Here is a 22380-nt window from a genome sequence, read left to right on the forward strand (position 1 = left end):
TTCTCAGCAGGCAGCGATGGTAGCCCGGATGGGCGGGGCAAAAGCCCAGATCAGGCCCTGGGCTTGATCCAGATGAGACAGCGCTTGGCATCGAGCCCGGGCACCTGCAGTTGTTCCACGTGAAACACATCCAGATCGGAGGGCAGGGTGGCCAGCTCCTCGGCGGGGTGTTGGCCCTTCATCGCCAACCAGATGGCATCGGACTTGAGGTGCTGACGGGTCAGCGTCGTGAAGTCCAGCAACGAGGCAAAGGCGCGCGAGGTGATCAGATCGAAGGGCGCGGTGTCCAGCGCCTCGACACGCGAATGCTCGCCATGCAGATTCGGCAGGCCGATCTCAGCCGCGACCTGCTTGATGAAAGTGGCCTTCTTGGCGACGGCATCGACGCAGGTGACGTCGATGGAAGGGTCGCAGATCGCCACCACCACACCAGGCAGGCCGCCGCCGCTGCCCACATCCATCATGCGCAGCGCTTGGCCTTTGGCATGGCGCCGCAGCGCCGGGATGAGGCTGAGGCTGTCCACCAGATGCTGGGTCAGCATGGCCTGGGGTTCGCGCACCGCAGTCAGGTTGTAGACCTTGTTCCACTTCTGTATCAGCGCCAGATAGTCCAGCAGCTGATCGAGTTGCGTCTCGGTGAGCGCCAGGCCCAGTTCGGCGGCAGCACCGGCCAGCGCCGGCTTCATGTCATGCGGCATCAACGAATCCCTTGAATCGACCCTTTTTCAGATGGACCAGCAGCAGCGAGATCGCCGCCGGTGTCACGCCGGAGATGCGCGAGGCCTGGCCCAGGGTCTCGGGCTGGTGCTTGCTGAGCTTCTGGCGCACCTCGAAGGAGAGGGCCTGGACCTGGCCGTAGTCCAGTTCCGCCGGCAGCTTCAGGTTCTCGAAGTGGGCCGCGCGGGCAACGTCCTCGACCTGCTTGTTGATGTAGCCGGCGTACTTGACGCTCGTTTCGATCTGCTCGATGACGGCATCGGCCATCGTTGCACCCAACTCTGTCGTCAGCGTTTCACGTGAAACACTGGCTTCGGGTCGCGCGATCGAAGCGACTTCGACCAGCGTGTCAAACACCACGCCAGGCCTACGCAGCAGGTCGATGAAGTTGTACTCACGCTCGAGGGCCTTACCGACCAGGCGCTCGGCGTCGGCTGCCGGCAGAATGCTGGGGTGGACCCAGGTCGACTTCAGTTTCTCTGTTTCACGTGAAACAGCATCACGCTTGCGATTGAAGGCCTCCCAGCGAGCATCATCGACCAGACCCAGCTCACGGCCGGCCTCGGTCAGTCGCATATCGGCGTTGTCCTCACGCAGCTGCAGCCGGAACTCGGCGCGGCTGGTGAACATGCGGTAGGGCTCGGTCACGCCCTTGGTGATCAGGTCGTCGACCAGCACGCCCAGATAAGCCTGCTCGCGGCCGGGCAACCAGGGGCCCTGGTCCTTGACCTGCAGCGCGGCGTTCAGCCCGGCGAACAAGCCCTGGGCCGCCGCCTCCTCATAGCCGGTCGTGCCATTGATCTGGCCGGCGAAGAACAGGCCCTGGATCGCGCGGGTCTCGAAGCTGCTCTTCAGCTCGCGCGGGTCGAAGTAGTCGTATTCGATCGCATAGCCGGGCCGCAGGATGTGGGCGTTCTCCAGGCCGGGGATCGATTGCACCGCGGCCAGTTGGATGTCGAAGGGCAGGGAGGTCGAGATGCCGTTCGGGTAGAACTCGTGCGTGGTCAGGCCTTCGGGTTCCAGGAAGATCTGGTGGCTGTCCTTGTCGGCGAAGCGATTGACCTTGTCCTCGATCGAGGGGCAGTAACGCGGGCCGACGCCTTCGATCACGCCGGTGAACATCGGGCTGCGCTCGAAGCCGGAGCGGATGATCTCGTGGGTGCGGGCCGAGGTGTGGGTGATCCAGCAGGGCACCTGCTGCGGATGCTGATCGGCCGAGCCCATGAAGCTGAACACCGGCACCGGATCCAGGTCGCCCGGCTGTTCCTCGCATTTCGAGAAGTCGATGCTGCGGCCGTCGATGCGCGGCGGCGTGCCGGTCTTCAAGCGGCCCTGTGGCAGCTTCAGCTCCTTGAGCCGGCCCGACAGCGAGACCGCCGGCGGATCACCGGCCCGGCCGGCGCTGTAGTTCTGCAGACCCACATGGATGCGGCCGTCCAGAAAGGTGCCGGCCGTCAGCACGACGGCGCGAGCGCGGAACTGCAGGCCGATCTGGGTCACGGCGCCGACCACACGGTCGCCCTCAACCATCAGGTCATCGACCGCCTGCTGGAACAGCCACAGATTCGGCTGGTTCTCCAGCCGGCGGCGGATCGCCGCCTTGTAGAGCACGCGGTCGGCCTGGGCGCGGGTGGCGCGCACGGCCGGGCCCTTGGAGCCGTTGAGGATGCGGAACTGGATGCCCCCCTCATCGGTGGCCGCAGCCATCGCACCGCCCAGCGCGTCGACCTCCTTGACCAAATGGCCCTTGCCGATGCCGCCGATCGAGGGGTTGCAGCTCATCTGGCCCAGGGTCTCGATATTGTGGGTCAGCAGCAGGGTCTTGACGCCCATGCGGGCGGCGGCCAGCGCTGCCTCGGTGCCGGCATGGCCGCCGCCGACCACGATGACGTCGAATTCCTTGGGGTAGAGCATGGGGGAGTGCCTCGATCAGGCGCCGAAAATGCCGGCGCGGGCAAACCCTGAATTTTACCGGGGGGCTGTGGATAAGTCACGGCTGGGGGCTGCAAGGGCCGCGACAATATCGCGATGAAGTGCCGAGACCATTGCGCCGCCTGCTGTATCGCGCCGTCGATCAGCTCGCCCATACCCGGGATGCCGCAGGGCAAGCCGGCCGGTGTGCGCTGCATCCAGCTCGACGAGCAGGACGCTTGCAAGATCTTTGGCCGGCCCGAGCGCCCGGCCGTCTGTGGCTCGCTGCAGCCCAGCGAGATGATGTGTGGCGAAACGCGCGAACAGGCCATGCGCTGGCTCGGTTGGATGGAGCGCGAGACAGCGCCTTGACAGGCGGCAGGCCTAGACTGGCTCCACAACAACGATGGAGACAAGCCCATGCCCGTAGATCGCCGCCTTATTCTTCAATCCGGCCTGGCCGGTGCCGCCGGCCTGGTGGGCCTGCCGGCTGCCGCACAGGCCGGCCCGTGGCCGAGCCGCTCGGTGCGCCTAGTCGTGCCCTTCGCACCGGGGGGCAGCAGCGAGATCGTCGCCCGCGCCACCGCCTTCGAGCTCAGCAAGACCCTGGGCCAGACCGTCTATGTCGAGAACAAGCCCGGCGGCGGCGGCAATATCGCGATGGGCGAGGTGGCCCGCGCCGATGACCAGCACACGCTGATCCTGGGTCATATCGGCACCTTGGCGGTGAACCCCTTCATCTACGACAAGCTGCCCTTCGACACCAACAAGGATTTCAAGCCGGTGACCCTGCTGGCCAAGGTGCCCAGCCTCTATGTGGTCCATCCGGATGTGCCGGCCAAGGATCTCAAGGAATTCGTCGCGCTGGCACGCAGCAAGCCCGGCAAGCTCAACTACGGCTCGGCCGGCAACGGCAGCGCCGGCCACCTGGCTTTCGAATACCTGAAGATGGCCGGCAATCTCTTCATCCTGCATGTGCCTTACCGCGGCACCGGCCCGCAGCTGACCGATCTGCTAGCCGGCCGGCTGGATGCGGCGGCCGTCGGTGCGCCGGCCATCCTGCAATTCATCAAGACCGGCAAGCTGCGCTGCATCGCCACCGGCTCCAAGGAGCGCCTGCCCCAGCTGCCCGATGTGCCGACCGTGGCCGAGCAGGGCTTCCCCGGCTTCGAGATGACGCAGTGGTACGGGCTGAATGCGCCGGCCGCTATGGCGCAGGCCCATATCGACAAGCTGGCGGTCGAGGCCGTCAAGGCGATCCGCTCGGTCAGCGCCAGGGAACGCCTGGCCACCGATGCCGCCGAGCCGGTGGGCAACACCCCCGCTCAGTTCGCCAGCTTCATCGCCCAGGAGCAGCAGCGCTGGAAGGCCGTGATCGCCCGCGCCAAGATCAAGCCCGATTGAGGCCGGAGAACCGAGTCAGACGCGGCAGGTGCTGGGCGATGCGGTCCCAGTGCTTGTCGTGGAAGTAGTGCATCACGGTGTTGACCATCGGTTCGACAAAGGTCACGGCACCGGCGATCGCGACATCGCCGGTCAGCGCATAGGTGACGCCGAAGGCGGTGCCCAGGTGCAGGATGCCGAAGCTGGCGGTTTTGGCCATGGTGTTACTCCTATCGATATCGAAAATCAGATAGGAGAATGCTAATTATTCCCATCTGGGCCGGCCAGTTGAATCTGGCCATCGTGGCGATAGCCCCCCCTCGGGGGACCTCGCGCGAAGCGACAGGTCTAGGGGCGCGATCAGGCCTGGGCGCCTGGTGGCGGCACGCTGCGCAAATCCTGCGCGACCCGGCCCTGCTGCAAGGTGATGACGCGCTGCGCCGCCGCAATCGTCTCCGGCCGGTGTGCGATCACGATGCGGGTCAGCGGCAGCTGGCGCAGCGAGGCATTGACCTGGCGCTCGCGCTCCACGTCCAGTGCGCTGGTGGCCTCGTCGAGGAAGAGGAAGGCCGGTTTCTTGTACAGCGCGCGGGCCAGCAACACGCGCTGGCGCTGGCCGCCGGACAGGCTGGAGCCCATATCGCCGATCAGGCTTTCGTAGGCCATGGGCATCGCGACGATGTCCTCGTGCACGCAGGCCAGCACCGCGCAGCGCTCGATCCAGGCGGCATCGGCCTCGGGGTCGAAGAAGGAGATGTTGTCGGCGATGCTGCCGGCAAACAGCTGGTCGTCCTGCATCACCGTGCCGATGCGCGCACGCCAGTCTTGCAGGCCGATCTGCGACAGCGCCTGCTGGCCGAGCCGGATCTCGCCCGATTGCGGCGCATGGATGCCCAGCATCAGCTTCAGCAAGGTGGTCTTGCCGCAGCCCGAGGGGCCGACGATGGCGACCGACTCGCCGGCCTCGATGCGCAGGCTGCAGCCGGAGATCACCTCGGGCTCGCCGTCGGCATAGCGGAACGACACCTCGCGCAGCTCCAGCGCCGCCGCCTGCTCGACCGGGCGGGGCAGGGCGGGGGCCTCGCTCGGCTCGGGCGCCGTCAGCACGATATCGGCCAGGCGCTCGCCCTGCAGGCCCAGCATCTTCAGGCTCACCGCCTTGTCGATCAGCGCGCTGATGCGCAGGCTGAACTGTTCCTTGTAGGCCATGAATGCGAACAGCATGCCCACCGACAGCTGCCGGTCCAGCACCAGCAGGGCGCCCAGCCAGATGATGATGACGCGCTCCAGCCCGAACAGCAGCTTGTTGGCCACGCCCATGCCCAGCTCCAGCCGGTGCGTGCCGAGCTGGGCGTTCATGGTCTCGACGACGAGATTGGCGAAGCGCGCGCTGCGGTCGGCCTGGGCATTGAAGAGCTTGACGGCCTGGGCCCCGCGCAGCGATTCCAGGAAGTGGCTGGTCTGGCGCGCCTCGTGCACCAGGGCCTCCTCCGAGGCTAGCCGCAGCGGCCGGAAATAGACCCAGCGCAGCAGGCCGTAGGCCAGCACGGCGGCCAGCGCCACCAGGGCCAGACGCGGGCTGTAGATCCACATCATCACCAGCGTGATCAGCACCATCAGCCCGTCCAGCAGGGCCTCGATGAAGTGGGTGGTCAGCGTCTGCTGCATCTGCTGCACGCTGCCGAAGCGCGACAGGATGTCGCCCAGATGGCGCTTCTCGAACCAGGCCAGCGGCAGGCGCAGCAGATGGGTGAACACATTGCTGAGCCACTGCAGGTTCAGGCTGGCCGAGAGCTGCAGCACGGCCCAGGAGCGCAGCGCACCGATGCCCACCTGCAGCAGCACCAAGAGACCGAAGCCCAGGCCCAGGGTCACCAGCAGGTCGTGGTCGGCGCTGACCAGCACCCCGTCCACCACCCATTGCATGAAGAAGGGCGACAGCAGCACCAGCAGCTCCAGCGCCAGCGCCAAGGCCAGGATTTGGGCCAGCGAGCGCTTCAGCCCGGTGATGCGGCCCAGCAGCTGCTGCCAGCGGATCTTGGGCGGTGCCGGCTTGGGCGCGAAATCGGCGCCGGGCCGCAGTTCCAGCACCACGCCGGTGAAGTGGCGCGACAGCTCGGCCAGCGTGATCCAGCGCTGGCCGGCCACCGGGTCGTGCAGCAGCGCCCGGTCGCCGCGCACCTCGGCCAGCACGACGAAGTGCTTGAAGTCCCAGTGCAGGATGCAGGGCAGCTGCAGCTGGGCCAGATGCTCGGGTTCGGCGCGCAAGGCCCGGCTGGCCAGGCCCAGCTGGTCGGCCATCCGGACCAGGTCGGCCATCGTTGCGCCCTTCAGCGACAGCGAGAAGCGCCCGCGCAGCTCGGCCAGATCGCAGCGCTGGCCATGGAAGCTGGCCACCATCGCCAGGCAGGCCAGTGCGCATTCGGCGCCCTCGGTCTGCAGGATCAGCGGCAGCCTGGAGCGCCGGCCCAGGCCCAGGTGCAAGCGGTTCAACAAGGACTCAGACACGTCGGGCCAGACTCAGCAAAGGTTCGAAAATCCACTCGATCAGGCGGCGCTTCTCCAGCAGCACATCGGCGTCCAGCTGCATGCCGACCGCCAGCGGCTGTTCCTGCCCGTAGGCGGCCACCGACTGATGTTCCAGGGCAACGGTAATGCGGTACAGCGGCTCGTTGCCGTTGTTCTCGCCCAGCGGCAGCGCCGCCAGATCCTGGCTCGCCAGTGGGGTGCGCGAGACCTGCAGCACCCGGCCGTGCTGATGGCCGAAGCGCTGATAGGGGAAGGCCTGGTAGCGCAGGCGCACGGCCTGCTCGGGGCGCACAAAGCCGACCGCGCTGGACGGCGCATACAGATGGGCCAGCATCTGGGTCTGCGCCGGCAGCACCTGGGCCAGTGCCATCGAGGGGTTGACCGGCTGACCCGGCTCGGCCTGCACCGTGCTGACGACGCCATCGGCCGGCGCCCGCAGTATCAGCCGGCGCCGCGCCTCGGTCTCCAGGCCCAAAGCCTTCAGGCTGGCCAGGTCGCGGGCGATCTGGCCCTGCTGCACCTGGCTGCGCAAAGGCAGCTCGCGCGCCTCGGCCTGCAGGGCCAGCAGATCTCGCTGCGAGGCCTCGCGCTCGCGTGCCAGGTTCTGGGCCTGGGCCTGGGCCAGCAGCAGCTCCTGGCGCTTGTTCTGCAGCAGGGTGTCGGAGTAGAAGCCCTGCTGGCGCAGCGCCTCATGCTTGCCCAGATCCTCGCGCAGCAGGCGCAGCCGTTCGGCATAGGCCTGCGCCTCGACGGCGGCGGCGGCCAGCTCCCGCTGCAAGGTGGCGATGCGGGCCCGCAGGCTCTCGTCCTGCTGGCTGGCCAGGCGGCGCTGCTGCTCGGCTGCCTCATTCAGAGAAAGTTGGCGCTCGCTCAGGCTTTGTGCCACACCCTCGCCGGCACCACTGGCGGCGTCCAGGCTCAGCACGAACAGCACATCGCCGGCCTTGACGGCCTGGCCCTCGCTGACCTGGCGGGCCAGCACCGTGGCCGCCTGCGGCGAGCTGATGCGCAGCACGCCGCGGTCCGGCACCAGATAGCCGGCGACACGGGCCTTGCGGCTGTACTCGGCCGTGCACAGAAAAGTGACGACCAAAAAAACACTGCCCACGGCAACAGCCGTGAGCAGCTTCAGCGAGAGGGGCCTGAGAAGTTGAATGCTGCCAAGCCAGGCTTGCTGCTGGCCGGCCAGCGCCTCTTTACGAAACAGCATTCAGACTCGGCACAAAGATGCCCGCTCGCGCGAGCCGATGACAGCGAGAACTTGTGATTTACCAGGTGCTCTTGGGGGCCTGGGTGGACAGGGTCTGTGCGCCCCAGGTGCTCTTCGGTGCACCGCCGCTGACCAGATGCAGCAGGCTGGCGTCGATTTCGCGGGGTGCTGCCAGCTTGTCGTTCGACAGGGTTTGCGACGGGGAAACTTGCTTTTGGTTTTGCATGACCGGCTCCAAATTCGTTGAAGTGCGAGGAAGTGCACAGAACGAATTTGAGCAGCAAGAACATTCATGAGTAACTGTCAACTCTTACAGTGGGGGATGTACGGCAGCGTGCTAGCGTATTAGGCCTAAGCGCAACGCTTTGAGAACGGCTTGATGCTTGTTATGGCTACCCAGCTTGTGCATCGCGTTATTGATATGCAGCACCGCCGTCCGCTCGGTGATGCTCAATATCGTGCCGACCTCCCAGGCCGTCTTGCCCTCCATGGTCCAGCGCAGGCATTCGAGCTCGCGCGGCGTCAGCTTGGGCGCGTCCAGCTGCTGCTCCGGCGGCAGCAGCACGCGCATCGCCGCATCCAGCGCATGGACCGCAAACAGCTGCAGATCGGCCACCAGCCGGGTCAACTCGGTGGCGTCCTTGGGCAAGGCCTTGTCGCGGTCCACCCCCAGCACGAAATGCCGCCCCTCGGGCAGATGCAGGGCCAGGCAGATGCCGGTTCGATAGCCAAAGCGCGCCTGGGTTTCCCATAGGTCGCCCGCACCCTCTCTCGCATAGGTTTTTTGATCCCAGACGATTGGAACGCTATGACGCTTGCAGTGCTGCATCACCGGGTCTTGCCGACCGAGCTGGGGGCTGTCCATCGCCTCCCTAAATCCCGGAGGGCAGTTGTCGATAACGATGAACTCCGACTTGCTGATCGCATGGTCGACCACGGTGATCGCCGAGAAGGTCTCGAATTCCAAGGCTTCCGTGAAGCGGCTGATCTCCCCGCGAAATTCATCACGGGTTCTGGCTTCGAGCACCGACTGGTAACCGCCCTGCAGCATCTAACTTGTTTCCAATGGCTTGACCGGGCCGCAGCTGCGACGCCGGACGTCATATCCCTGACAAGGTTTACAGCTAGCGATTTACGTTGCCCGTCAGCAAACTGGCAAGACCCAGAACGCTTGGTTCCACAACCGCACCCGAAAATCTATAGACAATGACTCCAGCTTGGATTGTGTACGCATGGCCACGGATTTTGTGTGAGGCGGAACGCGCACCGCGTCTGCATTTCGCGCATTTAAGCACCCGGGTGTTGGTGTCGGGAGACGCCGAGCATCCGGCCCTGGGGCAAACCCTGTGGACCGGTGAATCCGACAGCGGCGCCGCCGGGGTCGCCTGGGACTGGATCCGTCTGCCCGAGGGCGTGGTCGCGATGGTCGATCCGATGTCGCTGGTGACCAATCTGCAGTTCCTGAGCCCGGCCGGCGAGGTGCTGGCGCCCATGCAATCGGTGCTGCAGCTCAACGAGATCGTCCATGCGCTGCCCTGGCAGAACGAGGTGCAGCGCGTGCTCGGTCTGCACTGAAACGATCCAGCACTTCCTCACCGGGCTACCGCGCTGCGCATCGAGCGGGCCACGAAGGCCAGGCAGACCCAGGTCAGCGCCACGCCCACCGCCATCGAAGGCAGCAGCTTGGGCCAGGGCAGCGCCTCGCCCTTGAGCACCAGCATCATCAGGCTGTTCTGCGCCAGGCCCGGCACCCAGTAGTACCAGGCCGCCTCGCCGCCCGGGTTCAAGAGGCTCACCATCGGCGTCAAGGCCACCAGGGTGATGACGATGGTGGTGCTGGCCTGGGCTTCCTTGAAGGTCTTGGTGCGGATCGCGATGGCCATCAGCAGCGCGCCCAGCCCGGCCGCCAGCGGCAGCTGCAGCAGCACGAACACCGCCACCTCGTAGCCGCCGAACTGGAACATCGCCTGCAGGCTGTCGCTCTGGATCAGGCGCTGGGCCGGGATGAAGCTCAGATTGGCCAGCACGGCCACTACCATGCCCAGCAGGGCCACCGCGCCCCACTTGCCCAGCACCAGGGCCATATGCGGAGCCGGGTTCATCAGGAGCGGCTCCAGCGAGCCGCGCTCGCGCTCGCCCGAGGTGCTGTCCAGCGCGGCGGTCAGCGCACCGTAGAGCACGGCCATGATGATGAACATCGGCACGATGGCCGTCAGCCGCGCCGCGCGCGCCTGCGTGCTGGCCAGATCGCGCTCCTCCACCAGCACCGGCTGCAGCAGGCTGGCCGAGACGCCGCGCAGCGCCAGCAGCACGCCGGCGCGCTCGCGGTTGAAGCCCTGCAGCAGCCGGCCCAGCGTGCCGACGCTGGCGCTGGCGCGCTGATTGGCACTGTCGCTGACCAGCTCCACAGCCGGCTGCTCGCCGCGCGCCAGCGCGGCCTCGAAGTCCGGGCTTATCACCAGCACCGGATCGAGCAGGGTGGTGGCGCGCAGCCCGGCCTCGTAGTCGGGCGGCGCGGTCTTGATCGTGTAGGTCTGGCGCTCCAGGAAGTTGCGCAGGGTCGGCGCGTGTTCGATGCCGACGACCAGGATCTCGCGCTTTTCGGCCCGCTCCTCCAGCGAGGCGATCAGGCCGGACAGGGCCAGCAGCAGCAGCGGCCCCATCAGCACCGCCGGAATCAGCAGCCTCAGCAGGGTGCGGCGGTCGCGCAGCGCGTCGACCACCTCCTTGGCAAACACCACCCGCAGCGCGCGCGTGAAACTCTTGCTCATGGCCGTGCCTCCAGTGTGTCGGCAAACGCCAGCGCTACGAAGGCGTCCTCGAAGCGCTGCTGTCCGGTGCGCTCCAGCAGCGCCGCCACCGAGCCCTCGGCCACAGACCGCCCCTGAGCCATCACGACGACATGGTCACACAGCAGCTCGACCTCCTGCATGATGTGGCTGGAGAAGACGATGCATTTGCTGCCCCCGGCCGGCGAGCGCAGATGGCGCAGCGCCTCGCGCAGCGCGCGGGTGGCCAGCACATCGAGCCCGTTGGTCGGCTCGTCCAGCACGATATTGGCGGGGTCATGCACCAGGGCGCGGGCCAGCGCGGTCTTCATCCGTTCGCCCTGGCTGAAGCCCTCGCTGCGCCGGTCCAGGATGGCGCGCATGTCCAGCAGCTCGGCCAGCGCCTCGGCGCGCGCATGGGCCGCCTCCGCCTCCATGCCCTGCAGCCGCCCGAAATAGACGATGTTCTCGCGCGCCGACAGGCGCGGATAGAGGCCATGGGCATCGCCCAGCACCCCCATGCGCGCCAGCGCCTGCTGCGGTGCCTGCCGCACATCGATGCCGTCGACGCTGATCGCGCCGCTGTCCGGCGCGAACAGGCCGGCCAGCATGCGCAGGCTGGTGGTCTTGCCGGCGCCGTTCGGTCCCAGCAGTCCGGTGATGCGGCCGTTCGGTGCCTCCAGATCGAGATGCTGCACCGCCCGCACGATCTGCTTCGGGGCGCGCTTGAATACCGAGCCGCCGGGCCGGGACGTGAACTGCTTGCTGAGCTGGCTGATGCTGATCATCGCGTCGCGGTCTGGATGGGGAATACCGCCGTCGGGCGCGGCATCTTGGCGGCGCAAGCGGCCTCGACGGCCAGCGCCTCGGTCTCGGTCTTGCTGTTGATGAAGCGGTGCAGCAGCTCGCCCATGCAGGCGATGGACAGCACGCCGTGCCCGGCCGCCGGCACCTGCAGATGCCGGGCCTTGGGGCCTAGCGCGCCGGCGATGCGCTCGCCATGGCGTGGCGGTGTCACCGGGTCGGCCCCGCCACTGAGCAGCAGCACCGGCGCGGGCGCGGCGCCCACCCGGTAGAAGGCCTCGGCCACCGTGCCGCGCGGCCACTGCGCGCAGGCCTGTCGGTAGAACTCGGCATCGATGCGGCCGAAGTCGGCGCCCGGCGCATCGGCCGTGCGCTCCAGGCGCGGCAGGTCCTCGCTGCAGATCACCGACAAGTGCATGCCCATCGCCAGCTTGCCGCTGCGGCCGCTGCCCAGCGCGCCGCTCAGCCCCGAGATCGCCTCGAAGCGGCCACCGGCCGCCGCATTGATCGCGGCCGGCAGCCCGGCTGCGTAGGCCGGCACATACATGGGCGCGCGCACCGCCCGCATCAGCAGCTCGCGCGTGATCGTCAGCCGCTCGGGCGCGCCGCTGAGCGGATGCGCCAGCACCACCTGCCGAGGCAGGCCTTGCAGCAGGGTCGCCCAGTCCTGGCGCAGCCGGGGAAAGGCGGTCTTGCAGGCGGCTTCGTCCTCGCAGGCCTTGAAGACCGCGTCCAGCGCCGCCTGCCCGTCGGTCGAGAAACTGGCCGGCAAGGCCATATCGGGCGGCGCCATGCCGTCCAGCACCGTGCGGCGCACCCGCTGCGGAAACAGGCGTTGATATTCCAGCGCGGCGCGTGTGCCGTAGGAGGCGCCGACCAGATTCCATTGCGCGGCGCCGAGCTGCTCGCGCACTGCGTCGAAGTCCTGCATCGCGATCGTGGTGGTGTAGAAGCGCAGATCGCCATGGGGCAGCTTCTGCAGCTCGATCAGGCATTGCGCCAGGCGGCGCTGCTGGGCCTGCGGGTCCAGCGCCTCGGCCATCGCCAGGCGGCTGTCATCGGCGCATTGCAGCGGCGTCGAGCGGCCGGTGCCGCGCTGGTCAATGAAGACCAGGTCGCGCCGGTTGTTCAGCCGCGCAAGCCGAGGCAGGACCCGGCCGGCGATCTCGATCGCGCTCTGCCCGGGCCCGCCGGCCAGCAGCAGCACCGGGTCGGGCTGCTTGTTGCGCGCCATCGCCGGCACCACCAGATAGTGGACGCTGATCTGCCGGCCCTGCGGCTGGCCGGGGTCGAGCGGCCGCTGCAGCCGGCCACAGCGCAGCTCGGTGGCCACGCCCTCGATGCGGCAGGGCTCGGTGGGGCCAGGTGTTGTCGCAGCCCTGGCCGGCTGGCCCAGCGCCGCGGCCAGCAGGGCCAGCGCCAGGATTCTTCTGCACATCGCCATCTGCCCATGCTCCTTGCTTGATGCGAGCGGATTATGAGCAGGCTTGCGACAAGTGCCGCGCGGCGATGTCCCGAACGGCGGCCGGGGGCGGCGAACGGCAAGTTTTCGTTAGCTGGTGGTTGTGGCCTCGCGTCGGCCGAACATGCCCCAGCCCTCCATCGTCATCACCGCCTCGTCGCGCTGGTTGAAGACCTCCCAGGCCGAGCGCACCAGGCCGAGCTGCGGGCGGCTCTTGCTGGCTTTCGTCTCCTGCACCGTCATGCGTACCCGCAAGGTGTCACCGGGGCGCACCGGCTTGAGCCAGCGCAGATTGTCAAGGCCCGGCGAGCCCTGGCTGGTCGAGTCCAGCAGGTAGGCATCGCACATCATGCGCATCACCATCGCGCAGGTGTGCCAGCCGCTGACCGACAGCCCGCCCAGCACCGAGGCGTTGGCGGCCTCCTCGTCCAGGTGCAGGGGCTGCGGGTCGTAGGCGGCGAAGCTCAGGCCTTCGGCCTTGTCGACGACCCGGCCGCCAAACTCGCGCACCTGGCCGACCTGGAAGTCTTCGAAAGCATGGGTTTTTGTCGTGGCGTCCATGCGCCGACTATAGGCAGGGCCGGGCCGGCCGGGCATCGCCTCGGCGACAGCCGGCTCTGCTACAGCTCGCCGATCGCGATCTGCGACAGCACATCGAGCTGCATCAGCTCGTCCAGCGCCGGGTCGGGCCGGCTGCACCAGGCCAGCGCCAGCAGCAGGGTCGCGGCCAGCGCGGCGGCGCCCAGCCAGCGCCGCGGGCGCGAGGCGGGCCAGTCCTGCCCGCCGGCGCTTGCCAGCCTGGCCTCGGCGGACAGCGGTGCATGGCGCTGGCGCCACTGGGCCAGCACGCGGGCCTGCAGCGCCTCACGGGAATCGTCGGCCGCGTGGAGGCCGGTGCGCAGGGTCTGGCGCAGCGCTTCGTCAGCGCCGGCTTCATCGGGCTTCATCATGACTCTCCTTCCCGCAGCTGCTGGCGCAGCGCCAGCTTGGCGCGGTGCAGCAGCTGGTGGGCGGCATTGGGTTCGAGGTCCAGCGTGGCGGCGATCTCGGCCACCGAGGCATCGGCATAGGCCCACATCGCCAGCGCCATGCGCTGGCGCGCCGGCAGGCGCTGCATCGCCGCAGCCAACTCGCTGGCGCTGCGGGCCGGGGCGGGCGCTATGGGCTGTTGCTGGGCATCGGCCAGCTCGGTCAGCAGCGCCTGTTCGGTGGCCAGCTCCTGGCGCCGGCCCAGCCAGGTCTTGCAGCGGTTGATCACGATGGTGTTGAAGAAGGTGGCCAGGCTGGCGCCGCGCGCATCGCTGGGCCGGCTGCCCCACAGGCGCAGAAAGGACTCCTGCACCGCATCCTCGGCGTCCTCGCTGCGACGCAGTAGCTGCAGGGCCAGACCATGGGCCTGGGGTGTCAGCCGGCGCACCAGCTCGGTGGCCGCGAGCGCCTCGCCCTCGCAGGCGCGGCGCCACAGCGCCCAGTCCTCGCCGGCTTGGCGCGGCGCGCGGCCGAACCAGCGGGCCAGCAGGCCGGGCGCGGTGGCAGCGGCGCTGTCGCTCATCGCTCGGGCAGCTTCTCGCGCAGTGCCCGCCGCTCCTCGGGGCTGAGTTTGTCCAGCATGGCCCGGCGCTGCCGCAGCAGCTCGCGGCGCTGCTCAGGCGACATGGCCTGGATCTCCTGGCGGCGCTGCTCGGCCATGCGCTGGCGCTGCTCGGGCGGCAGCTGATCCCAGCGCTCGCGGGTCTGAGCGACCAGCGCGCGGCGCTCGGCCGGGCTCAATGTCTCGAGCCGCTGGCGCAGTTGCTCGCGGAACTCGCGGCGCTCGGCCGGCGTGGCCTGCTGCAGCCGCTGCTTGAGCTCGCTGCGGCGTTGCTGCTGCTGCTCGGGCGTCAGCCGCGCCCAGTCCTGTGGGTCGGGCACGTCCGGTGGTGCCGCGTGGGCCGCCGCGCAGACCAGCCCCACCAGCAGAAGAGAAATCAGCGTTGCTTTCATCCTGTTCACCATCATCGCTCAGGCGCGCCACAGCGCCAGCTCACGGGCGCTCACACCGGGCAGCACGCCGCCCGCCAGCTGGGCCTGGCTGAGGCCGAACTGGCGCTGCAACAGGGCCGCGATCAGCTGGCGCAGGTCCAGGGTCGGGCGCAGATCGCGGCCATCGAGCAGCTGGGTCCGGGCCAGGCCGGGCCAGTCGGTCAGCACCTTACCGCCGGCCACCGCGCCACCGGCCAGCAAGGCCATGCCGGCCGTGCCATGGTCGGTGCCGCCGCTGCCGTTCAGCACCGCCGAGCGGCCGAACTCGGTCATCACCAGCACCGTGCTGTGCGGCCACTGCGCGCCCAGCGCCTCGCGCAGCGCCAGCAGGCCCTCATCCAGGCCTGCCAGCAGGCGCTGCAAACGGCCGGCCTGGTTGGTGTGGGTGTCCCAGCCATTGGCTTCCAGCCAGGCGACACGCGGACCCTGTTCGGCCGCCAGAAAAGTGCCGGCCTGGCGGGCCAGCGCGGCAAAACCATTGCCCGTGCCGGCCGACTCCCCGCCCAGCATGCCCTGCTGGGCCATCGCCCGCTGCCAGGCGGCGGACAGCGCGGCGTCGTCCTGGTAGAGCTGGCCGACGCGGGCCAGCAGGTCCTCGTCGGCGCCGCCGCGCCGCGCCGGGGTCCAGGTGCCGGCTCGCTGGGCACCGCGCAGCGCCAGCGGCAGGCTGCTGCTCAGCGCCACCGCGCTGCCCTGGCCGCTGGCCTGCAGCGCCCGGCCCAGCCAGCCGGTGCCGAGCTCGAAGGGCCGCTCGCCGCCGCTTTCCAGCAGCTGCTGGGCATCGAAATGCGAGCGCTCGCGGTAAGGGCTGGCCGCCGCATGCAGCAGCAGCAGCTGGCCTTCGCCCCACCAGCGCTGCAGCCCGGTCAGCGCCGGATGCAGACCGAAAAAGCCGTCCAGCGGCAGCGGGGCCGGGCCGTCGGCACCGCGCAGCGCGGCCCAGGCCGGGTCGCCGGGGGCCGGCACCGCCGCCAGCCCGTCCAGCGCGCCACGCAGCATCACGACGACGAGGCGCGGCGCCTCGGGTGACGTACTGTTGCTGGCGGCCAGGGCCAGGCGGGTCGGCAGCAGGGTGGCCAGCCCCAGGCCTTGAAGCAGAAGCCGGCGTTGTGTGTCGATGCGCGTCATCATCTGCTCACCTCCGTTGGAAGTCGGGACTGGCCAGCCACAGCGCCAGCGCCTGGGCCGGGCTGGCTGCGCGATCGATCTGCTGCCGCGTGGCCGCGCCCAGATCTGGGCCGAGGCTCAGCGGGGCCAGCAGCCGGGCATCGGCCGCATCGGCATGGTCCTGGGCGAAGCGCTCGGCCCATTGCACCCGCTTGAGCAGCGCGTCCGGCGAGAGCCAGTCCTCGCTGCGGTCGGGCCAGCCCTGCGGCGAGGGCGCACGACCCGGTGCCTGGCCCATCGCCAGCAAGGCCTGGCTGGCGGCAGCCAGCTGTTGCGGGCCTATCGGCAGCTTCAGCATGCGGTGGGCCGAGAGCAGCAGCTCCTCGGGCCGCTTGAACTTGGGGCGATGCTCGGCGCGCCAGCTCTGCTCATGGGAGAACAGGGCCTGCGCGGTGGCGCGCAGATCGCCGTCGCTGGCCAGGAAGCGGGCGGCCACCGCGTCGACCAGGGCGGCCGGCGGGTCGTCGGTGACGAAATGCCGGGCCAGCTTCAGCGCCAGATGGCGGGCCGTGGCCGGGTGGCGGGCCAGATCGGCCAGCAGCAGGTCCAGGGCCTGCGGGCCTTCCGGATAGCGCCTGCCCAGAACCGTCTTCGGCCCCGGTTCATGCAGGGCCGGCTCGAAGCCGGCGCGGCCGTCGCCACGCAGGCGCACGGTCCAGCCGGTCAGCAGGCGGGCGGTCTCGGTAACGTCGGTCTGGGTGTAGCCGCCACCCACTCCCAGCGTGTGCAGCTCCAGCAGCTCGCGCGCCAGGTTCTCGTTCAGGCCACGCTCGCGGCGCCGGCCGGCGCGCGACTTCGGGCCTATCGACTGCGCATTGTCCAGATACAGCAGCATCGCCGGATGCAGGGTCGAGGCGCGCAGCAGGTCCTCGAAGCGGCCCAGCGCCTGCGGGCGTATCGCTTCGTTCTCATGCGGCCACACCAGGCCGGCCACCGCCAGCTTGGTGGCCGCGACGCAGCAGTGATTGGCCCAGAACTGCACCCAGCGCTCGGCCACCGGCGACTCGGTTGTGATGATGTGCTGCCAGCGGCGCTGCAGGCCGGCGGCGTTCAGCGCGCGCAGGCGCTGCCTGGCCTCGCGGACCGCCTCGGTCTCGCCCGGCTGGCGCAGCGCCTGCAGCAGCTCGGCGCTGAGCGCCAGCGCGCTCGCGCTGCCGGGCAGGCCGCTGGCGTCGAAAGGGGTCGGGTCTTGCCGATCGACAGCGAACTGGGCCTGGACCCAGGCACGCGGGTCGGCCTGCATGGCGCGCAGGCTGGTCTCGGCATAACCGAAGCGATGGGCGGCGAGGGCAGGGGCTTGCATCGCTGTTGAACCCGGCCGGCCGCAGTCTCTTACGGCAAATCCGAGCGGTGTGCAGGGATTTGCCGTCAAGTCGTAAGCCCGCCGGCTGGCGCGGGTTCAAGCGCCGTAGACCAACTTTTTGTTCTCAACCCCGAAAGGAAGCACCATGACTGTGGTTCGCAGCTTCATCTCCATCGCCGCTTTGAGCCTGGCTGTCGGCAGCGCCCAGGCCGGCTGGGCCGATCATCAAGAGCAACGCGTCGATCAGCGCCAGGAACGCCAGACCGGCCGCATCGCGGCCGGCATCGAGTCCGGCCAGCTGACCCGTCGCGAGCAGCTGCGCCTGGAGCACCAGCAGGCCAGGACCGCCCGGCTGGAGCAGCGGGTCGAGGCCGATGGCCGCGTCACCGGCAAGGAGGCGCTGCGGCTGGAGCAGCGTCAGGACCGCAACAGCCGCAGCATCAAGCGTGCGCGGCACGACGGCCAGACGCGCCCCTGAAGGGCCCACCAGGGTCAGGGCTTGCCGGCGGCGCGCAGCCGCGCGTAGTGATCGGCCTGGGCCGCATCGCCGCGCGCCCGGTACAGCGCCTCCAGCTCCTCGAACACATAGGGGTCGGGCGCGCCGGCTGCGGCGTTGTCCTGCGCCAGCGCCAGCTGCAGGGCCAGGGCCTCGTCGGCGCGGCCCAGCAGACGCAGCTGGTTGGCGACCATCCACTGCGCTATGAGGGCCCGCGCCGCCTCGCCGGCCTCCTGGCGTAGCGCCAGCGCGGTGCGAAACTCGGCCAGCGCCTCCTCGGGCCGGCCCAGCTCGCGCAGCGCGATGCCGATATTGTTGTGCAGCGTGGCGCGCCAGCGCCGCGCGTCCGGCTGCTCGGAGGCCTGGGCCAGGGCCAGCGCCTCGCGGCCCCAGCGCAACTGATCGGCCGGCGCGGTGTCGACGAAGGCCAGCATGTGCAGCACGTCCACCGCCAGGCCGTCCAGCCGCGCGGCGCGCGCCTGCTCCAGCGCGCGCTGATAGGCGGCGCGGGCGAGGGCGCGCGTCTCTGCGGTCTGGGTGGCCGGCGCATGGGTGGCCGAGCTGTAGCTGCGGCCCAGCTCCAGCGCATGGCGCACGCGCGGCTCGGGGCCGGCGCTCGCCAGCTGCGGCTCGATGGCGGCCAGCACGGTGCGCGCCGTCTCGAAATCGCGCCGCAGGCCATGGGTGCGGGCGATCTGGGTCTGCAGGATCAGCGCCTCGTCGCCACTGGCCTGGACCAGCGCCGCGCGGAAACGCTGCTCGCTGAGCGCGGGGTCGGAGAAGTTCCAGAGCGCGTTGAGGTCGAGGGCCATTGCGGGCGTGCCGATCAGGAGAAGCGCGAGCAGCGGCAGCCGGCTCATTCGCACAGCGCCTTCAGCGCCGCCAGGGCCTTGGGCCACATCTCCTGCATCATCGCCTCGTAGTCGGTGGCGATGTCTTGATCGATGCGCAGCTCGGTACGGCCGGCGTCCAGCGCGATCAGCGTGTAGTTTTCGAAGGCCGGGGTCCAGGCGCGCACCATGGGGCTGTCACAGTCCACCACGCCGTTCGCGTCGATCATGCCCAGGTGCTGGATCGAGATGAACTCGGGTTCGCGGCGCTCGGCGATGCGCGCCAGCATGCCGCCGGCGCCGGGCGCCAGGAAGCGGATCTCGGCCCCCTCATCCCAGGAGCCCTCGTAGCAGGAGTTGGGCGCGAAGGCGGCGGTCCACTGGCGGTAGGTGTCCTGCTCCAGCAGCGTGTGCCAGACCTTGTCGCGCGGCGCCTGGATGGTGATGGAAAAGTGCAGCTGGGTCTTGCCGGCAGAGGCAGAACTGGAAGAGGGGCTGTCGCTCATGGCGTCCGGTCTCCTGAGTTGCGGGGGCGGGGCGGAAAATAGCACCAGGCGGCCAGCACCAGCAAGCCGAAGCCGCTGTAGAGCAGGGCAAACACCCAGTCCGGCGCACTGTAGAACAGCAGGCGGTGCAACCAGTCGGCGATGAAACCCTGCCTGCCGTAAGCGGGCTGGCCGGCCTGGTGGCGCAGCCAGTTCTCCAGCAGGGTCAGCGGGCAGGTCTGGCCCAGCCAGGCCTGGGCCGCGACGATGCCGATCGCCGCCAGGTGGGCGAGGCGGAAGCCTAGGCGGTTGACACCAGGCCAGCGCCGCCTGCCCATATTTCCGGCGACGATGGCCACCAGACCGATGATGACGAACAGCACCACCGCCAGGTGCAGGATCAGCACCAGGTCGGCAAGTGGGGCGGCGAGGGCGGTGGGCATGGCCGGGCAGGGAAATCGAAAGCATCGTATCGTTGCGGCCCCAAACAAACTCACACCCGACGGAGGCACTCCCATGAAGCTCTACTACAGCACCGGCGCCTGCTCCCTGTCCCCGCATATCGTGCTGCGCGAGGCGGGTCTGCCCTTCGAGCTGGTGCTGGCCAGCACCAAGACCCACAAGCTGCAGGACGGCACCGATTTCTACACCATCAATGCCAAGGGCTATGTGCCGCTGCTGGAGCTGGACAACGGCGAGCGCCTCAGCGAAGGCCCGGCCATCGTGCAGTACATCGCCGACCAGGTGCCTGACAAGCAGCTGGCGCCGGCCAATGGCAGCTGGGCGCGCTACCGCCTGCAGGAGCTGCTGAACTTCATCACCAGCGAGCTGCACAAGGGCTTCTCGCCGCTGTTCAACCCGGCCATGCCCGAGGAAGCCAAGGCGCTGTCACGCGCCAAGCTGGCCGAGCGCCTGGGCTGGATTGACGCCCAGCTGGCCGGCAAGCCATTCCTGATGGGCGATCAGTTCACGGTGGCCGACGCCTATCTGTTCACCGTCAGCAACTGGGCCAAGATGGTCCATGTCGACCTCAGCACCTACACCCATCTGCTGGCCTGGCGCGAGCGCGTCGCGGCCCGCCCGGCCGTGCAGGAAGCGATGAAGGCCGAAGGCCTGATCAAGTGAGAGCGCAGGCGCGCCAGCAGCTGGCGCTCTATCTGCAGCGCTTTCCGGCCGAGGCGGCGCGCCTGGCCGCGCTGCGCGCGCAGCTCGACGAGGACGCCGGCGACCCGCTGAGCCGCGCCAATATGCGCGGCCATGTGACGACCAGCGCCCTGGTGCTGGACGCGTCGCTGCGCCACATCCTGCTGATACACCACCGCGTGATCGGCCGCTGGCTGCAGCCGGGCGGGCATTACGAGCCGGGACAGGACCTGTGGGGGTCGGCGCTGCGCGAGGTGGCCGAGGAAACCGGGGTGACGGCTCTCGCCGCTCACCCGGCCTGGGGTCAGGCCTTGCCGCTGGACATCGACAGCCATCAGATCGCCGCCAATCCAAAGAAGGGCGAGGGCGATCACTGGCATCACGACTACGCCTATCTGGTGATCGCGCCGCTGACGCAAGACCTGGCCCCGCAATTGGCCGAGGTGCATGGCGCGGCGTGGCGGCCGCTGGACGAGTACCTGGCGGCCAGCGACGAGGCCCGCTACCGGGGCCTGGCCGCCAAGCTGCAGGCGCTCAGGTTTTCTTGACCGGCGCCTTGATCAGGCCTTCGCAGGTGGCGCGCTGCTGGTCGGCGCTGTCGACCTTGGCGCAGATGCCGTTCAGCTGGGTCTTGAGCCGGTTCAGCACCGCCTGGTGCTGGCCCTCGGCGCCCCAGCTGGCCAGCTGGGTGCCGACGCGCTGCAGCGAGCGGGCGCTGCGTTCGTAGAAGGCGCCCTTGTCCTTGGCGGCCTCGGCGAAGAGCTGGGCAGCGGTCTTCTCGATCTTGGCCGCGTCCAGCGGCGCCAGCTCGACCAGCGCGCTGAAGTAGCTGGAGCCCCATTGCAGCCGGGTGGCCGGGCCTTCGCTCTTGTTGAAGGCCTCCTCGTACCAGCGCAGCGCCTCGTCGTTGCGGCCCTGCTTCTTGGCATTGCCGCCCAGCTGGCTCATCAGGTAGTAGGGCGAATGGCTCTTGGCCAGGCTGGCCTTCAGCAGCTCGTCGCTGTCCTTCCAGAGCCCCGCCTGGCCCAGCAGATAGGCGGCCGAGGTGATCACGGCCTGGCGCTCGTAGCCGTCGCTGATCTCGCGGTCGGCGCGGGCCGCATGAGTCTTGACCTCCTGCTGCAGGGCCGGCGCGATCTTGGGGTGCAGCTCGGTCTTGGGCTGGTCGATGCGGGCCAGGCCGACCCGGGCCAGCAGCGCACCCAGGCGGTCGGCGCGCGACAGCGTGACATCGGCCTCCAGGCGCTTGAGCGCGGTCTCGAACTCGGCCACCAGGGCCTGGCGCTCGGCGCCGGGCTCGTTGTGCAGGGCTCGGACGATGTCGGCGGCCTCGTTGGTCAGCACATCGGCCTGGCTGCGGCTCTGCCTGGCGTCGGCCAGCACCGCGCGCACCCGCTCGCGCAGCGCGGCATCGGCCTTGACGCCCTGGCCGTCGTTGCTGGCGGCCAGCGCTTTCAGCCACAGCCGGGTGGTGGTCTCGGCATCGACGCCCTGGCTGGCCACGGCCAGCTGGGTCAGCAGCCCGGGCCGCTCAGCGGCCGGCACCAGCTGCTGCTCGTCGGTTTCCCAGGAATAGAAGCCCAACAGCCGCCACTCGTTGGCGGCCAGCTTCTTGCCGGCTTTTGCATCGGCCAGCACCGCCTTGACCGGACGGCCACCGGCCAGGCCCAGCTGCAGCACCTTCATGACCTGGGGCGCATCGGCCTCGCCGGGCAGGCGGGTGATCTCGCTGCCCTCGGGGCTGAACAGAATCATGGTCGGATAGCCACGCACCTTGAAGCGGCTGCCGAGCTTCTGCGCGCCGGGCAGGTCGCCATCGATATTGACGGCGACGAAGGCGCGCGACTGCTCGATGAAGTCCTGGCGGTTGAACAGCGTGGCCTTCAGCTGGTTGCAGGGCGGGCACCATTTGGCGCCCCAGTACAGCAGCACCGGCTTCTTCTCGGCCTTGGCCTGCGCGAAGGCGCGCTCGATATCGGCATCGGCGGCGGCCGCCTGCCAGCTGACGCCGGCGGGCGCGGCGGCCTGCAGGACGGTGGGGCTGCTCAGGGCGAGTGCCAGGGCGAGGGCGGTCAGGCGTGGTGTCATGGGGCGAGCGCGCCGCCCTTGTGAGGCGGGCCGGGCTTGTTGATTAGGAGGGATATTGTCTG

Annotated in this window: 26 protein-coding genes; 6 read left to right on the forward strand and 20 right to left on the reverse strand. The window is 69.2% G+C overall.

Annotated features, from left to right (window positions below; translation table 11 throughout):
- Positions 1-50: 50 nt before the first annotated feature.
- Both rsmG and mnmG read right to left on the reverse strand, forming a co-directional pair.
- A complete protein-coding gene (gene rsmG, locus O5M90_RS16560) occupies positions 51-698 on the reverse strand; it encodes a 16S rRNA (guanine(527)-N(7))-methyltransferase RsmG (RefSeq protein ID WP_269839604.1) in 648 nt (215 codons plus the stop codon).
- The gene (gene mnmG / locus O5M90_RS16565) at positions 688-2631 is read right to left on the reverse strand and encodes a tRNA uridine-5-carboxymethylaminomethyl(34) synthesis enzyme MnmG (protein WP_269839605.1); all 1944 of its coding nucleotides are present in this window, start codon (positions 2629-2631) and stop codon (positions 688-690) included. The genes rsmG and mnmG overlap by 11 nt, the downstream gene beginning before the upstream one ends.
- A 114-nt stretch (positions 2632-2745) precedes the next feature.
- On the opposite strand from mnmG, the gene O5M90_RS16570 reads away from it, so the two are divergent.
- The gene (locus O5M90_RS16570) at positions 2746-3000 is read left to right on the forward strand and encodes a YkgJ family cysteine cluster protein (protein WP_137945375.1); all 255 of its coding nucleotides are present in this window, start codon (positions 2746-2748) and stop codon (positions 2998-3000) included.
- A gap of 48 nt (positions 3001-3048) precedes the next feature.
- Positions 3049-4032 carry a Bug family tripartite tricarboxylate transporter substrate binding protein gene (locus tag O5M90_RS16575; RefSeq protein WP_269839606.1) on the forward strand — a complete coding sequence of 328 codons (984 nt, stop codon included), beginning with the start codon at positions 3049-3051 and terminating at the stop codon, positions 4030-4032.
- Here the strand turns inward: O5M90_RS16575 and O5M90_RS16580 are convergent.
- The 5 genes from O5M90_RS16580 to O5M90_RS16600 form a co-directional block, all read right to left on the reverse strand.
- Entirely contained in the window at positions 4019-4231 is a 213-nt protein-coding gene (locus O5M90_RS16580; protein ID WP_137945377.1) for a DUF2061 domain-containing protein, read from the reverse strand. The two genes, O5M90_RS16575 and O5M90_RS16580, sit on opposite strands and share 14 nt — an antisense overlap.
- Positions 4232-4371: 140 nt before the next feature.
- Positions 4372-6504, reverse strand: a complete 2133-nt coding sequence (locus tag O5M90_RS16585; protein WP_269839607.1) for a peptidase domain-containing ABC transporter — start codon at positions 6502-6504, stop codon at positions 4372-4374.
- Between the two features lie 7 nt (positions 6505-6511).
- Complete coding sequence (locus O5M90_RS16590) at positions 6512-7750, reverse strand: HlyD family secretion protein (RefSeq protein ID WP_440402188.1); 1239 nt, start codon at positions 7748-7750, stop codon at positions 6512-6514.
- 58 nt (positions 7751-7808) lie between these two features.
- Entirely contained in the window at positions 7809-7976 is a 168-nt protein-coding gene (locus O5M90_RS16595; protein WP_262972203.1) for a hypothetical protein, read from the reverse strand.
- Between the two features lie 111 nt (positions 7977-8087).
- The gene (locus O5M90_RS16600; protein ID WP_137945380.1) at positions 8088-8801 is read right to left on the reverse strand and encodes a helix-turn-helix transcriptional regulator; all 714 of its coding nucleotides are present in this window, start codon (positions 8799-8801) and stop codon (positions 8088-8090) included.
- A gap of 251 nt (positions 8802-9052) precedes the next feature.
- On the opposite strand from O5M90_RS16600, the gene O5M90_RS16605 reads away from it, so the two are divergent.
- Positions 9053-9325 (forward strand): hypothetical protein, encoded by a 273-nt coding sequence (locus O5M90_RS16605; protein WP_137945381.1) that lies wholly within the window; start codon positions 9053-9055, stop codon positions 9323-9325.
- A gap of 17 nt (positions 9326-9342) precedes the next feature.
- Here O5M90_RS16605 and O5M90_RS16610 read toward each other — a convergent pair whose 3' ends face one another.
- The 9 genes from O5M90_RS16610 to O5M90_RS16650 form a co-directional block, all read right to left on the reverse strand.
- Positions 9343-10521: an ABC transporter permease gene (locus O5M90_RS16610; RefSeq protein ID WP_269839609.1), complete on the reverse strand. Its 1179-nt coding sequence runs from the start codon at positions 10519-10521 to the stop codon at positions 9343-9345.
- Positions 10518-11306, reverse strand: a complete 789-nt coding sequence (locus O5M90_RS16615; protein WP_137945417.1) for an ATP-binding cassette domain-containing protein — start codon at positions 11304-11306, stop codon at positions 10518-10520. The genes O5M90_RS16610 and O5M90_RS16615 overlap by 4 nt, the downstream gene beginning before the upstream one ends.
- Complete coding sequence (locus tag O5M90_RS16620; RefSeq protein WP_269839612.1) at positions 11303-12766, reverse strand: alpha/beta hydrolase; 1464 nt, start codon at positions 12764-12766, stop codon at positions 11303-11305. The genes O5M90_RS16615 and O5M90_RS16620 overlap by 4 nt, the downstream gene beginning before the upstream one ends.
- 108 nt (positions 12767-12874) lie before the next feature.
- A complete protein-coding gene (locus O5M90_RS16625; protein WP_269839613.1) occupies positions 12875-13345 on the reverse strand; it encodes a MaoC family dehydratase in 471 nt (156 codons plus the stop codon).
- A gap of 59 nt (positions 13346-13404) precedes the next feature.
- A complete protein-coding gene (locus O5M90_RS16630; protein WP_269839614.1) occupies positions 13405-13731 on the reverse strand; it encodes a hypothetical protein in 327 nt (108 codons plus the stop codon).
- Positions 13731-14336, reverse strand: coding sequence for an RNA polymerase sigma factor (locus O5M90_RS16635; protein WP_137945386.1), 606 nt, complete (start codon positions 14334-14336; stop codon positions 13731-13733). The genes O5M90_RS16630 and O5M90_RS16635 overlap by 1 nt, the downstream gene beginning before the upstream one ends.
- The gene (locus O5M90_RS16640) at positions 14333-14767 is read right to left on the reverse strand and encodes a DUF3106 domain-containing protein (protein ID WP_269839615.1); all 435 of its coding nucleotides are present in this window, start codon (positions 14765-14767) and stop codon (positions 14333-14335) included. Before O5M90_RS16640 ends, O5M90_RS16635 begins: the two co-directional genes overlap by 4 nt.
- A gap of 18 nt (positions 14768-14785) precedes the next feature.
- Positions 14786-15934 (reverse strand): DUF1501 domain-containing protein, encoded by a 1149-nt coding sequence (locus O5M90_RS16645; RefSeq protein ID WP_269839616.1) that lies wholly within the window; start codon positions 15932-15934, stop codon positions 14786-14788.
- A gap of 7 nt (positions 15935-15941) precedes the next feature.
- A complete protein-coding gene (locus O5M90_RS16650; RefSeq protein WP_269839617.1) occupies positions 15942-17276 on the reverse strand; it encodes a DUF1800 domain-containing protein in 1335 nt (444 codons plus the stop codon).
- A 145-nt stretch (positions 17277-17421) separates the two neighbouring features.
- Between O5M90_RS16650 and O5M90_RS16655 the strand changes: the two genes are divergently transcribed.
- The gene (locus tag O5M90_RS16655) at positions 17422-17754 is read left to right on the forward strand and encodes a hypothetical protein (RefSeq protein ID WP_137945390.1); all 333 of its coding nucleotides are present in this window, start codon (positions 17422-17424) and stop codon (positions 17752-17754) included.
- Between the two features lie 14 nt (positions 17755-17768).
- Here O5M90_RS16655 and O5M90_RS16660 read toward each other — a convergent pair whose 3' ends face one another.
- The 3 genes from O5M90_RS16660 to O5M90_RS16670 are packed head-to-tail and all read right to left on the reverse strand — an operon-like array spanning position 17769 to position 19530.
- Positions 17769-18632: a tetratricopeptide repeat protein gene (locus O5M90_RS16660; RefSeq protein WP_269839618.1), complete on the reverse strand. Its 864-nt coding sequence runs from the start codon at positions 18630-18632 to the stop codon at positions 17769-17771.
- A complete protein-coding gene (locus O5M90_RS16665) occupies positions 18629-19108 on the reverse strand; it encodes an SRPBCC family protein (RefSeq protein WP_440402192.1) in 480 nt (159 codons plus the stop codon). Before O5M90_RS16665 ends, O5M90_RS16660 begins: the two co-directional genes overlap by 4 nt.
- Positions 19105-19530: a DUF2784 domain-containing protein gene (locus tag O5M90_RS16670; protein WP_269839620.1), complete on the reverse strand. Its 426-nt coding sequence runs from the start codon at positions 19528-19530 to the stop codon at positions 19105-19107. Before O5M90_RS16670 ends, O5M90_RS16665 begins: the two co-directional genes overlap by 4 nt.
- 73 nt (positions 19531-19603) lie before the next feature.
- Here O5M90_RS16670 and gstA point away from each other — a divergent pair, with 73 nt between their 5' ends.
- A complete protein-coding gene (gene gstA, locus O5M90_RS16675) occupies positions 19604-20212 on the forward strand; it encodes a glutathione transferase GstA (protein WP_269839621.1) in 609 nt (202 codons plus the stop codon).
- A complete protein-coding gene (locus tag O5M90_RS16680; protein ID WP_269839622.1) occupies positions 20209-20778 on the forward strand; it encodes an NUDIX hydrolase in 570 nt (189 codons plus the stop codon). The genes gstA and O5M90_RS16680 overlap by 4 nt, the downstream gene beginning before the upstream one ends.
- Here O5M90_RS16680 and O5M90_RS16685 read toward each other — a convergent pair.
- Positions 20765-22318: a thioredoxin family protein gene (locus O5M90_RS16685; RefSeq protein ID WP_269839623.1), complete on the reverse strand. Its 1554-nt coding sequence runs from the start codon at positions 22316-22318 to the stop codon at positions 20765-20767. The two genes, O5M90_RS16680 and O5M90_RS16685, sit on opposite strands and share 14 nt — an antisense overlap.
- Positions 22319-22380 lie beyond the last annotated feature (62 nt).

Source organism: Paucibacter sp. M5-1 (genome assembly GCF_027498415.2).
In the GTDB taxonomy this organism is placed as follows: Bacteria; Pseudomonadota; Gammaproteobacteria; order Burkholderiales; family Burkholderiaceae_C; genus Roseateles_E.